10 protein-coding genes are annotated in these 13,057 nt (G+C 43.7%); 2 read left to right on the plus strand and 8 right to left on the minus strand.

Annotated features, from left to right (window positions below):
- Nucleotides 1-328: 328 nt before the first annotated feature.
- On the minus strand, nt 329-1,759 hold the full coding sequence (gene hldE / locus AC30SF_RS05950; protein WP_489607868.1) for a bifunctional D-glycero-beta-D-manno-heptose-7-phosphate kinase/D-glycero-beta-D-manno-heptose 1-phosphate adenylyltransferase HldE: 1,431 nt from the start codon (nt 1,757-1,759) through the stop codon (nt 329-331).
- Between the two features lie 116 nt (nt 1,760-1,875).
- Between hldE and AC30SF_RS05955 the strand changes: the two genes are divergently transcribed.
- A complete protein-coding gene (locus AC30SF_RS05955; RefSeq protein ID WP_489607869.1) occupies nt 1,876-2,808 on the plus strand; it encodes a Kdo(2)-lipid IV(A) acyltransferase in 933 nt (310 codons plus the stop codon).
- Between the two features lie 95 nt (nt 2,809-2,903).
- On the opposite strand, the gene AC30SF_RS05960 is transcribed toward AC30SF_RS05955, so the two are convergent.
- From AC30SF_RS05960 to fdnG, 3 genes are read right to left on the minus strand one after another with little or no spacing between them, the layout of a single operon-like run.
- Nucleotides 2,904-3,620, minus strand: coding sequence for a formate dehydrogenase subunit gamma (locus AC30SF_RS05960; RefSeq protein ID WP_033002614.1), 717 nt, complete (start codon nt 3,618-3,620; stop codon nt 2,904-2,906).
- Entirely contained in the window at nt 3,613-4,545 is a 933-nt protein-coding gene (gene fdxH / locus AC30SF_RS05965) for a formate dehydrogenase subunit beta (RefSeq protein ID WP_489607870.1), read from the minus strand. The genes AC30SF_RS05960 and fdxH overlap by 8 nt, the downstream gene beginning before the upstream one ends.
- A 1-nt stretch (nt 4,546) precedes the next feature.
- Nucleotides 4,547-7,630: a formate dehydrogenase-N subunit alpha gene (gene fdnG / locus AC30SF_RS05970; protein ID WP_489607871.1), complete on the minus strand. Its 3,084-nt coding sequence runs from the start codon at nt 7,628-7,630 to the stop codon at nt 4,547-4,549.
- A gap of 242 nt (nt 7,631-7,872) precedes the next feature.
- Here fdnG and fdhD point away from each other — a divergent pair, with 242 nt between their 5' ends.
- On the plus strand, nt 7,873-8,715 hold the full coding sequence (fdhD, locus tag AC30SF_RS05975) for a formate dehydrogenase accessory sulfurtransferase FdhD (protein WP_489607872.1): 843 nt from the start codon (nt 7,873-7,875) through the stop codon (nt 8,713-8,715).
- A gap of 60 nt (nt 8,716-8,775) precedes the next feature.
- Here the strand turns inward: fdhD and mdh are convergent, their stop codons facing one another.
- From mdh to pfkA, 4 genes are all read right to left on the minus strand, one after another.
- On the minus strand, nt 8,776-9,711 hold the full coding sequence (gene mdh / locus AC30SF_RS05980) for a malate dehydrogenase (protein ID WP_489607873.1): 936 nt from the start codon (nt 9,709-9,711) through the stop codon (nt 8,776-8,778).
- Between the two features lie 141 nt (nt 9,712-9,852).
- Nucleotides 9,853-11,190 carry a replication-associated recombination protein A gene (locus tag AC30SF_RS05985; RefSeq protein WP_489607874.1) on the minus strand — a complete coding sequence of 446 codons (1,338 nt, stop codon included), beginning with the start codon at nt 11,188-11,190 and terminating at the stop codon, nt 9,853-9,855.
- A 12-nt stretch (nt 11,191-11,202) separates the two neighbouring features.
- Nucleotides 11,203-11,820: an outer membrane lipoprotein periplasmic chaperone LolA gene (gene lolA / locus AC30SF_RS05990; protein WP_489607875.1), complete on the minus strand. Its 618-nt coding sequence runs from the start codon at nt 11,818-11,820 to the stop codon at nt 11,203-11,205.
- A 223-nt stretch (nt 11,821-12,043) separates the two neighbouring features.
- Nucleotides 12,044-13,009: a 6-phosphofructokinase gene (pfkA, locus tag AC30SF_RS05995; RefSeq protein ID WP_209362051.1), complete on the minus strand. Its 966-nt coding sequence runs from the start codon at nt 13,007-13,009 to the stop codon at nt 12,044-12,046.
- Between the last annotated feature and the right edge of the window lie 48 nt (nt 13,010-13,057).

Raw genomic sequence — 13,057 nt, forward strand, 5'->3', positions numbered from 1 at the left:
CATGAAATGCATGAATTATGCATCGAGATTAATTATTCGTGCAACAAGTTGCACGTTACGCATGAAATCGTGAATTACGCATCGAGGTTAATTATTCGTGCAACAAGATGTATGCTACGCACAAAATCGTAAATTACGTATTAAGGTTAATTATTCGTGCAACAAGTTGCACGCTATAAGGAAGGACTCCATACGCATAGCGTATGGTTTTTATAGCCAGACTTTGGCTGGCTATAATAAAAAAATCTGCACCTTAATTCCCTTAATTCGTTGAAAAGTGAGTCCAACTTTGGGGATGCAGATTATAGATGATGCTTTTTTATTGGCGTTATTTTTCCAAACGCTTAATTTTCTTGATTACGTTCGATGTGGAAAAACCATTCTCAAAATTCAACACTTTCACATCGCCACCGTTTGCCCAGACTTCTTTACTACCGGCAATGTCTTCCGGTTTATAGTCGCCGCCTTTCACCAATAAATCAGGCAAGACTTCACCAATTAAACGTTGCGGCGTATCTTCATCAAAGGCCACCAGCCAATCCACAGAAGAAAGACCGGCAAGCACGGCCATTCTCGAGGCTAAAGGATTAATCGGTCGTTCTTCCCCTTTTAAGCGTTTTACCGATTCATCCGTATTCACAGCAACAATTAAGCGATCGCCTAGCTTACGGGCATTTTCTAAGTAAGACACGTGACCAGGATGCAAAATATCAAAACACCCGTTTGTCATCACGATTTTCTCGCCACGCTCTTTTGCCAATTTAACCGCTTGTTTCAATTCAGCTTCGGTCATCACACCAAAACCGGTGGTAGTTCGTCCATGAATCGCATTTTCCAACTCGACGGTTGAAACGGTTGATGTGCCCAATTTACCCACCACAATACCGGCGGCTACATTGGATAAATAACAGGCCTCTTCAAAACTACGGCCATCCGCTAACGCGATTGCCAGCACACTGATCACCGTATCGCCCGCCCCTGTCACATCAAAGACTTCTTTTGCCTCTGTCGGCAAATGGAATACCGGTTGATTTGGACGCAATAAGGTCATGCCTTTTTCAGAACGTGTCACCAAAAGTGCGGTGAGATTGATGTCTGAAATGAGTTTCAGCCCCTTGTCGATAATCTCTTGTTCGGAATGACATTTCCCCACGACCGCTTCAAATTCCGACATATTCGGTGTTAACAAAGTGGCTCCACGATAACGTTCAAAATCCGTCCCTTTCGGATCGATCAATACCGGCACATTGGCATTACGCGCAATTTGAATCATTTTTTGTACATCATTTAAGGTGCCTTTGCCGTAATCCGAAAGCACTAAAGCACCGTAATTTTTGACCGCACTTTCTAATTTTTGTAATAAATTTTCGCTTGTCACATTTTGAAAGCCTTCTTCAAAATCAAGACGTAAAAGCTGTTGATGACGGGATAAAATACGTAACTTGGTAATCGTTGGATGGGTAGATAATTGGACAAAGTTACAATCGATTTTTTGTTGTTGTAATAATGCGGTTAATGCAACACCCGCCTCATCCTGACCGGTCAAACCAAGTAACTGTACCGGCACATTTAATGACGCAATGTTCATTGCCACGTTCGCTGCGCCGCCCGCACGCTCCTCATTTTTCTGAACGCGTACCACCGGCACCGGCGCTTCCGGTGAAATTCGATTGGTCGCACCAAACCAATAGCGATCCAACATCACATCGCCTAATACCAAAACTTTTGCCTGATTAAATTGTGCAGAATATTGAGCCATTTGATTTTCTCTTAACTGATTGAAATAAAAATTTCGCTAATATTACCACAGCAGAAATGCTATTTCCCCAAAATTCCGTTAAACTAAAAACCTATTGAAGTCACCCCGTAATCCTTATGGCAAAATCCGTTCTTCCGACATTTAAAATTGAATTTCTCCACCCAAAACACTGGGGCTTTTGGCTCGCACTCGGTATTTTCCGCTTAATTCTACTTCTACCCTATCCTATTTTATGCAAAATTGGCAATGGATTAGGATGGCTCTTTGCGAAAACCGGTGTGGGTAAGCGACGCGCTAAGATCGCGAAACGCAATCTGGAGCTTTGCTTTCCTGACTGGTCTGAACAACAAATCCATCAGATTTTACACACCAACTTACGCGCCACCGGAATGGCGATTATTGAAACAGGTATGGCGTGGTTTTGGTCTGATCGTCGTATAAAAAAATGGTCTAAAATTGAAGGAGTTGAGTATTTAAAAGACAATCTGGCAGACGGCATTATTTTCGTTGGCATACATTTCTTAACGCTGGAATTGGGCGCTCGCATTGTCGGTATTCATCAACCGGGGATTGGGGTTTATCGCCCTAACGACAATCCATTATTTGATTGGCTTCAAACACAAGGGCGACTACGTTCCAATAAATCGATGCTGGATCGTAAAGATCTCCGTGGCATGATTAAGGCGATACGAAATGGCGATATTATTTGGTATGCACCGGACCACGACTATGGTCGAAAAAATGCCGTTTTCGTGCCGTTCTTTGCGGTTCCTCACGCTGCAACAACAACCGGCAGTTATTACTTATTAAAGTCTTCTCCAAACAGTAAAGTGATTCCTTTCGCGCCGCTTAGAAACGCAGATAATTCCGGTTATACGGTCACCATCTCTCCACCGGTGGATTTTTCTGATTTGCATGATGAAACTGAAATTGCAGCAAGAATGAATCAAGTGATTGAGCAAGAGATTATGAAGGGGGTTGAACAATATATGTGGTTACATCGTCGTTTTAAGACACAACCGAATGAAGAAAACCTCTATAGTGAATAAACTTTAACAATATTTCTCATAAAAAAAGTGCGGTTAAAATCCATTTTGTTTTTTAACCGCACTTTGTTTTATGTGTTGATTGATGTCTGTTCTAGTTAGCCATTAATGCCTTTGAACAATGCTTTGGCTTTCACTTGCTTACCTTCAGCTTCATTTTTCAGGTCTTCTTCAAGTTTAGAAAGCACTTCTTCACGATACCATTTCGGGTGGTGTTTTTTCGCCCAGCGAACAGTTACCCAACCCTCAACAATGCCACGAATGGAACCTTTCACCCAAAATGCCATATACATATGCACTAAGATACCGGTGAACAACATGAATGCACTCGCAGAGTGAAGAAGAATCGCAATTCTCAATACTGGGATAGAGAAATAATGCGAGAAATATTGACGCCACATAATAATGCCGGTCACAAGCAAGGTTACCATTGCCAAATTTAATGTCCAGAATAACATTTTTTGACCCAGGTTATACTTGCCGTTATCAGCAACAGCGTGCTCATTTCCCTTTAAGACTTCCAACATCCCTTTTGCCCAACGAATATCGTTCTTCTCCGGAATATTATGATCCCAGTAAAGATAGCCGAGATAAATAAAGGCAAAGAACATTAAGATACCGGTGAACGGGTGGATTGCCCGAGCCAATTGCGGTGTCCCTAAAATCTCAGTTAGCCACGCAAAGTCCGGGAAGAAAAATGCCACCCCGGTGAACATCGTCATAAAGAAGCAGATAACAAGTAGCCAGTGGCTTAAACGCGCAGGCGTTCTATGACGAATGATTCGAGTATCATTGCTAATCTCAATCTTACTCATCTTTTCCTCCTTTGTCTGCTTCTTCAAATTCATGGTGATGATCTTCCACATCTTCTTCTACGTTTGGGCCCACCGTTAAGTAGTGACCAATTTCAGCCAAGGCTAAACCGCCCATGGCAACCGCAGCAACCGGTTTCAAGATATCTTTCCATAAAGTAATGCTTGGGTCGATTTGCGGATCTTTCGGGAGACCGGAATACAATTCAGGTTTATCCGCATGATGTAACACATACATCACGTGTGTGCCACCCACACCTTCCGGATCGTAAAGACCGGCATTTTCATAGCCACGTGCTTTAAGATCAGCGATGCGTTTTTCCGCATAGACTTTCATTTCTTCTTTAGAGCCGAAACGAATTGCACCGGTCGGACAGGTTTTCACACAAGCCGGTTCTTGTCCCACAGAAACACGGTCAACACAAAGGGTACATTTGTACACACGATTGTCTTCCGGATTCATACGTGGAATGTTGAACGGACAGCCTGCGATACAGTAACCACAACCAATACATTTATCAGATTGGAAATCCACAATACCATTTGTATATTGGATAATTGCACCCGGTGCCGGACAGGCTTTTAAGCAGCCCGGCTCTTGGCAGTGCATACAGCCATCTTTACGAATTAACCATTCTAAACGATCGTTTTCTTCTACTTCGTTAAAGCGCATCACTGTCCATGCTTTTGCATTGAGATCTACCGGGTTATCGTAGATCCCAACACATTGTGCATTAACGTCAGAACGAATATCATTCCATTCTGAACAACCCACTTGACAAGCTTTACAACCGATACAGGTTGTTACGTCAATGAGTTTTGCCACTTCAACTTTATGATCACGCGCATGCGGTGCCGGCGTTAAACCGGACGTTGCGGAGATCTTAATAATATCTTGCGTTTGAACGCCTTGAGCAGTTCCTGCCATATTATGCCTCCGCCTTTTCGATATTTACCAAGAATGTTTTGTATTCCGGTGTTTGCGTGATTGCCTCACCCCAAGATGGTGTTAAGGTATTAGTAGAGAATCCACGGTTACCTTTACCATTTAAGGCTTTCATATTCCAGTGAATCGGAAGGCCTACATGGTGTACGGTACGTCCATCGATTTCTAAATCTTTCAAACGCTTCGTTACTACTGCAACAGCTTTAATATAGCCACGGCGAGAAGTAATTTTCACCATATCACCTTTTTGGATGCCTTTTTCTGCCGCCAATTTTTCACCGATTTCCACAAATTGTTGTGGTTGTGCAATGATATTTAACGCAGATTGTGCCGTCCAACTGTGGAAATGCTCGGTTAAACGATAAGTGGTTGCCACATATGGGAAATCTTTATTTGAGCCGATAAATTCACGGTCTTCTTTATAAATACGAACAGTCGGATCAGAGACCACTTTCGGGTGCAATGGGTTCGTATCAATCGGACTTTCGATCGGTTCATAATGCTCAGGCATTGGACCATTTGCAATTTTATCTACCGCAAATAAACGCCCTACACCTTCTGCGGACATAATAAATGGACCGGTGTCGGAACCTGGTGGTTGTGTGCCATAGTCGGCGACATCAAACCAGTTCCAGTTTTTACCATTCCATTTAATTAATTGACGGTGTTTATCCCAAGGATTACCGTTAATATCCAATGAAGCACGGTTATAAAGAACACGGCGGTTTGCCGGCCATGCAAAGCCCCAGCCTAAAGTACAGCCTAAACCGGATGGGTCAGAGTTATCACGGTTTGCAGTTTGGTTACCTTTTTCTGTCCACTGACCGGTATATAACCAGTTACCGGCAGAGGTTGTACCGTCATCACGCAAGTGTGCAAAGCCACTGAGTAATTGACCTTTTTTGTACATTAAATTGCCGTTAGCATCATACAGATCTTCAAGTGCATAACCATTTAATTCTTTGGCTAATTCTTCCGCACTTGGTGAATGAGGAATACCATAATTCCATGTCATGGCTTCAAAAGATTCAATACCGCGACCGCCTTCTTTCTTATAGAGCTCGTGCATTTCTTCACGAATCATCGAAAGAATATCTGCATCTGGTAATGCTTCGCCCGGTTGGTCACAAGATTTCTCGTGCCATTGCGCCCAACGACCGGAGTTGACGATAGAACCGTCTTCTTCCGCGAAACAAGTGGTTGGCAAGCGGAACACTTCTGTTTGGATTTCAGCAGAATTCACGTTATTTGATTCGCCAAAGTTTTTCCAGAATTCAGAAGATTCAGTTTGAAGCGGATCCATCACGATTAAGTATTTTAATTTGCTCATACCGGCAACGGTTTTGTTTTTATTCGGTAATGAGTTTAATACGTTGAAACCTTGTAAGATCCAACCGTTTAACTTGCCATCATTCATTAACTTAACATTCGTGATAGGGTCGTATAAGCGGTCTGCTTTTGGCAAGAAATCGAAACCCCAACCGTTTTCTTTGGTGGCTTTATCACCATAGAACGTTTTCATCATACTCACGAAGAATTTCGAGGTATTACGATAATAGTTTACTTGGTTTGGTACGATATCTTTCGGTGTAATCGCATTGATATACTGCTCATAAGAGGTATCTTTGTCGTTTGGTAAACGCATATAACCCGGTAAAGACATCGGCAATAAGCCCATATCCGTTGTACCTTGTACGTTGGAGTGCCCGCGTAATGCATTAATACCACCACCCGGCATACCCATATTACCTAGGAGCAATTGGATCATCGCCATAGAACGAATATTTTGCGTACCGATTGTGTGCTCGGTAAAGCCTAACGCATATAAGTGCGTCATGGTTTTATTCGGTGCAGAGGTTTTACCAATTTCTTCACAGATTTGTAAGAAGGTTTTTTGTTTCACACCGGTAATACGTTCAACCATTTCCGGCGTATAGCGAGAAACGTGATCTTTCAAGATATTAATCACACAGCGTGGATCTTGTAAGGTCATATCACGTTTAGCATGGCCATTTTCGTCGAATTGGTAGTTCCATTTAGATTTATCGTAAGCGTGTTTTTCTTCATCGAAGCCCACAAATAAACCATCTTCAAATTTGAAACCTTCATCCACTAAGAAGGACGCATTGGTGTAGTGTTTAACGTATTCGTGTTGAATTTGATTGGTTTCCAATAAGTAACGGATCACACCCATTAAGAATGCAATATCAGAACCGGAACGAATTGGTGCATGAAAGTCAGCAACAGAAGCCGTACGGTTAAAGCGCGGGTCAACTACGATGAGTTTCGCACCGTTTTTCTTCGCTTCAATTGCCCAACGGAAGCCAACAGGGTGGGCTTCAGCAGGGTTACCCCCTTGAACAAGAATAAGATTGGCATTTTTGATGTCAACCCAGTTATTTGTCATGGCACCGCGACCAAATGATGGAGCAAGACTTGCTACCGTTGGTCCGTGTCAAGTATTCGCTTGGTTACACATCGGCACCATGCCCAACATCCGCACCCATTTATGAGTCAGTAGTGCGGCCTCGTTGCTCATGGCGGAGGCGGTCATAATCCCTGTGGTTGTCCAACGGTTAACCGTTTTGCCACTCGCATCTTTTTCAACGAAGTTGGCATCACGGTCATCTTTCATTAGACGGGCAATACGTTTAATTGCATCTTGCCAAGAAATGCGTTCCCATTTATCGGAACCCGGTGCACGATATTCAGGGTATAACGCACGGCTTTCACTATTGATATAGTCTAATGCACCTGCACCCTTCGGACATAATGCCCCACGGCTGACCGGATGATCCGGGTCACCTTCGATATGGAACAATTTAGAGCGGGTATTGGTTGAGGTATGGCCGCTTAATGTATTAGATGGAATACCTGTACTATACATCAACATACCGCAGCTTACGGCACAATATGTACAGGTTTGACGCGATTCTTTCGCACGCAATAGTTTGTATTCGCGTGGTGCAGCTAAGGCTGTGGACGGTGCAAAACCTAACATCGCAACGGATGTTCCGGCCATACCGCCAGCACAGACCTTGAAGAATTTTCTTCTTGAGATCTGCATAAATACTCCCCACAATCAACAAAACTTGTTGTTGATCTTTGTTTAATGTTTAATAGTTATAAATCACATTTGAGTAGATAACTTAGTCATCGATTTTGTTAAAATAGTATTACAATTAAACGCCACCGAGACTAAACCTAACGTAACAAGAGATACGACCTATCTATTCGTTAGCGTGCGCTAGAATACCTATTTTTCAAACATAAATCTATAATCACTAATAATTAAAAGGACAAAAAAAATTGAGTTGGATCACAAAAAGAACAATTAATTTTATCAAAAATTTAACAAATCCGGCGACATCGGACAGTGACATCATCGTCACCGAAAGGCAGGACACCTTAGCGAAAGAAGTGCCTGTTGCTCTCGTGTATAACGACATCGCCCATACCGTCATGATGTGTTCACCACGAGATTTAGAGGATTTTGCCATGGGCTTTTCCCTCACAGAAGGCATTATCGACAAGCCGGCGGATATTTATGGCATTGATATCGAGGAAGTGTGTAACGGTATGGAAGCCAGAATTGAACTGGCGACCCGTTGCTTTGTGGCATTGAAAGATCACCGTCGCACCTTAACCGGACGCACCGGTTGTGGCATTTGCGGTGCAGAACAAATCCAACAGGTTTACAAAAACATCAAAAAATTAGACCGCACTTTAACGGTAAATGCCAACCAATTAGATGGGTGCTTGCAACAATTATATGAGGCACAAGAACTTGGCAAGCAAACCGGCTCCACACATGCTGCAGCATTTTTTTCCGTAGAAGGGAAACTACTCGCCATTCGTGAAGATGTCGGTCGCCATGTGGCATTAGATAAATTATTGGGATGGCACGCTAAAGCTGACAAGCCACAGGGTTTTATCGTTGTCACCAGTCGCGCCAGTTATGAAATGGTGCAAAAAACCGTTTCTTGCGATATTGAAATGCTTGTTGCGATTTCTGCCGCAACAGACCTCGCTGTACAAATGGCAGAACAATATAATCTAACCCTTGTTGGTTTCGCCCGAGAAGGTCGATCAACGATCTATAGTGGTAAAGAAAGATTGCTGACGCCCCTTCTCTCCTCTGTTCACGCATAAAATTTATCAAAAAAATCCCCCGCACTTTTCAGCTTGGGGGATTGTTATTTTCCAGTTGAATTATGGATTAACGAATTTTTCACCTAATTCAATGTCTGCACGCAATGTCGGCAGCATAGCATCTAACGCTTGTTGCTCAAACGCGCTGAGTTTACCAATTGGCAGAATTTCTTCTACGCCGTTTTTACCGAAACGAACCGGTTGAGCAAAGAAGCGAGCATATTTACCATCGCCTTCCACATAGCTACATTCAACCACCGTTTCGCCTTGTAATCCGCGTACTACCGCATTTGCAAAACGTGCCGCTGCTTGGGCCATGGATAAGGTTGCAGAACCGCCACCAGCTTTAGCATTTACCACTTCAGTACCGGCGTTTTGAATACGTTTAGTTAATGGCTCAATTTCTTCCTCTTTCCATTCAGCGTATGGCACTTGAGATAATAAAGGAAGAATGGTCACGCCGGAGTGTCCGCCGATTACCGGAACGGTTGTACGATAAACGTTTAAGCCTTTTAATTCGGCAACAAAGGTTTCAGAACGAAGCACGTCCAATGTGGTCACACCGAATAATTTACGTTTGTCATAAACTCCGGCTTTTTTCAAGACTTCCGCGGCAATCGCAACGGTGGTATTTACCGGGTTGGTAATGATCCCAATGCACGCTTTCGGACAGGTCACTGCGACTTTTTCAATTAAGTTGCGTACGATGCCTGCGTTAATATTGAATAGATCTGAGCGATCCATTCCCGGTTTACGTGCTACGCCGGCAGAAATCAGCACGACATCCGCACCTTTTAATGCTGGTGTCGGATCTTCACCGGCAAAACCTTCCACTTTAACCGCGGTCGGAATGTGGCTGACATCCACAGCAACGCCCGGGGTTACCGGTGCAATATCATAAAGTGATAGCTCGGAACCTGCCGGCAATTGTAGTTTCAGCAATAATGCTAATGCTTGACCGATACCGCCTGCGGCACCTAAAACTGCAACTTTCATTTCATTCTCCTCATGTCGTAAGAAATGGATAGTTAAAAATTTGTAAAAATTGTACGCTCCCCTATTTTTAAATTCAAACGGGCAAATGCAAATCTGTGAGCAAATTCAAATTTTTTCTGCGAATACAAAAAGGAAAACCGCTTAATAACGTTTTTGCTGACTCTGAGCATCCTGTTCCCGCAACCTGTCCAACTTCTCCTTAATCTTAATTTCCATCCCTCTTGTCGTCGGAAAATAAAATTGTGTGTCTTTAAGTTCTGGCGGGAAGTAATTTTCACCGGCAGCGTAGGCGTTGGGTTCATCGTGGGCATAACGGTATTCGGCACCGAAGCCCAAATCTTTCATGAGATTGGTTGGGGCATTGCGGAGGTGTTCCGGCACATCAAAATCAGCCGATTCAGTCGCCAGTTTTTTCGCGGCTTTAAAAGCAAGGTAAACCGCATTGCTTTTTGGTGCAACGGCTAAATACACGATAGCTTGCGCAATGGCGCGTTCGCCTTCAGCTGCACCGACACGGGTAAAACAATCCCAAGCGGCAAGGGCGACTTGCATTGCGCGCGGGTCAGCATTGCCCACGTCTTCCGAAGCAATTGCCAACAAACGGCGTGCCACATAAAGGGGATCGCCGCCGGCAGTGATAATCCGAGCATACCAATAGAGTGCTGCATCCGGTGCGGAGCCGCGAATAGATTTATGCAGCGCAGAAATGAAATCATAGAAACGGTCGCCTTGTTTGTCGAAGCGCGCTTGACGCTCCCCCAGCACTTCCGTAAGTAAAGTGCGGTCTAAAATTTTACCGTTTTCGGATTCGGCGGCCATATCCACCATCATTTCCAAACAGTTTAACGCAAGGCGTGCATCACCGTTGACATATTCTGCCAAAAGCGACAACAAATTTTCCTGCAAATCTAACCGCACTTTGCCCAAGCCGTTTTCCGGATCGTCGATCGCTTGTTGCAACACACGCTCAATTTCCTGCGTGGAAAGCGGTTTGAGAATATAAACTCGTGCACGGGAAAGCAGCGCGTTATTTAATTCAAAGGAAGGATTTTCTGTGGTGGCACCGATAAAAATAATGGTGCCGTCTTCAATATGCGGCAGGAACGCATCTTGCTGGCTTTTGTTAAAACGATGGACTTCATCCACAAATAAAATGGTACGCAGCCCCGCCAATTTATTTTGTTTCGCTTTTTCAATAGCTTCACGAATTTCTTTAATGCCGCTGGTGACGGCGGAAATTCGCTCCACTTCAGCGTTAATGCGTTGTGCAATAATTTCCGCCAAGGTGGTTTTGCCGGTGCCGGGTGGCCCCCAGAAAATCATGGAATGAACATAGCCTGCCTCAATCGCTTTGCGCAACGGTTTCCCCTCGCCCAACAAATGAGACTGACCACAATATTGCGCCAAAGTAGTTGGGCGCATTCTGGCCGCTAAAGGGCGAAAGTCATTTTCGTTGAAATCAAAGCTAAAGTTAGACATGGTTCAATTCGCTTATTTTTTACGTTGGTCGTCCAATTCTATACCCTTTGGAACGGTGAATTTAAACAAACTGCCATCTAAATTTTGGTTGGTAATATTGCGCAAAATATATTGATTAGACTGTCCATCTTTTTCAATAGTACTAAACCCTTTTAATACGCCGTTTTGATCGATACGAATATCAAATTGCTTAATATTGCTGTTTTTGGCTTTCGGTTTTAACACGAATCTGTCATCTTTTTGTTCCACCGTATATTGCGCCCAATGGCTTTTGTCATTGCTGGTGAGCAACACGAATGGCGTATTATTTACCGCCTCTTTTACCCAATTGGCCGTCACTTGTTCCACAAACGGATCATAAAACCAAAGGGTTTGTCCATCAGCAATAATTTGGGTTTCTTGTGGTGATTTGGTGTCCATGCGGAACAAATTCGGACGCTTAATTTGTAACTTTCCGTTGCCTTGTTGCACATTTTTACCATTTGCCGAACTCACCGTTTGTGCAAAATCTGCACTTAACGTATCCACTTTATTTAAGCGATTCTGTAACTCAATATCAGCATTTGCCCAAGCCATAGAGGCCATCGCAAAAAGAGAAAGTGCGGTGAGTTTTTGAAACGTTTTTTTCATAACATGATTCCTTTTTAACACAATGCGTCAGGAAGATGGAACTACCACCAACGCAGTTTTACACGTGGCGCATTATAGCCAGAACACCTGACGAAATGCAAAATCAGCAACGCATTTCTTGTGCGTTCACACACAGATTCAGATTGACATAAAACAAAAAGTGCGGTCAAAAAACACCATGAATTTTAACCGCACTTTGACGTTCTCAAATTCGCGATTGAGCTTAGTCTAAACGTTTGAACATTTTTAACCAATCTGCTTTAAATTCACGGCGCATATTATTGATCGCATCGATAATATCGTGGTGAACCAGCTGTTCATTTTGAATCCCAACGCAATAGCCGCCTTTACCTTGCAGCAACAAGTCAATCGCATAAACGCCCATGCGGGAGCCGAGGATACGGTCGAAGGCACAAGGCGAACCGCCACGTTGGATATGACCTAAAATGGTGGCGCGGGTTTCATGGTGAACGCGTTCTTCAATTTCTTTTGCTAACTCATTCACATCACAAATTAACTCGGTAATCGCAATAATCGCATGGCGTTTACCTTTAATGATGCTGCGTTCAATTTGGCGAATCAGTTCTTCGCGGTTAAATTCCACTTCGGAAGCCACTATATATTCACAACCGCCGGCAATCCCTGCGGAGATCGTCAAGTCGCTACAGTGGCGGCCCATGATTTCTACGATGGAAATACGTTGGTGGGAACTGGAGGTATCGCGTAAACGGTCGATCGCTTCAACTGCTGTTTCTAAGGCAGTTTGGTAGCCGATGGTATAGTCGGTGCCGGCAACGTCGTTATCGATTGTCCCCGGAATCCCAACGCATGGGAAACCGTGTTCTTCGGTCAATAATTTCGCCCCCATGTAGGAACCGTCCCCGCCGATAACAACGAGAGCATCAATGCCGTGAGAACGTAAAATATCGGCGCATTTGGCGCGGACCTCAGGATTTTTAAATTCCGGAAAACGGGCAGAACCTAAACAGGTGCCGCCGCGGTTGATGATGTCAGATACACTATAACGGGTTAATTGCTTAATGTTGTTGTGGTATAAGCCATAATAGCCGTCATAGATACCATAAACTTCCAACCCTTCAGACAACCCTGCGCGAACCACTGCGCGAATTGCCGCGTTCATGCCCGGAGCGTCGCCGCCACTTGTTAGTACTGCAATTTTTTTAATCATGCGTTATTCCTATTAAAATATAAAAGAATGAATATTAAAAACTGTATA

The sequence above is a fragment of the Aggregatibacter valvarum genome, from assembly GCF_980468985.1.

What these genes read in the sequence shown, in the direction of transcription:
- AC30SF_RS05955 (WP_489607869.1), top strand. Translation starts at nt 1,876, where the DNA reads ATGGCAAAATCCGTTCTTCCGACATTTAAAATTGAATTTCTCCACCCA.
- lolA (WP_489607875.1), bottom strand. Translation starts at nt 11,820, where the DNA reads ATGAAAAAAACGTTTCAAAAACTCACCGCACTTTCTCTTTTTGCGATG.
- AC30SF_RS05985 (WP_489607874.1), bottom strand. Translation starts at nt 11,190, where the DNA reads ATGTCTAACTTTAGCTTTGATTTCAACGAAAATGACTTTCGCCCTTTA.
- hldE (WP_489607868.1), bottom strand. Translation starts at nt 1,759, where the DNA reads ATGGCTCAATATTCTGCACAATTTAATCAGGCAAAAGTTTTGGTATTA.
- pfkA (WP_209362051.1), bottom strand. Translation starts at nt 13,009, where the DNA reads ATGATTAAAAAAATTGCAGTACTAACAAGTGGCGGCGACGCTCCGGGC.
- mdh (WP_489607873.1), bottom strand. Translation starts at nt 9,711, where the DNA reads ATGAAAGTTGCAGTTTTAGGTGCCGCAGGCGGTATCGGTCAAGCATTA.
- fdxH (WP_489607870.1), bottom strand. Translation starts at nt 4,545, where the DNA reads ATGGCAGGAACTGCTCAAGGCGTTCAAACGCAAGATATTATTAAGATC.
- AC30SF_RS05960 (WP_033002614.1), bottom strand. Translation starts at nt 3,620, where the DNA reads ATGAGTAAGATTGAGATTAGCAATGATACTCGAATCATTCGTCATAGA.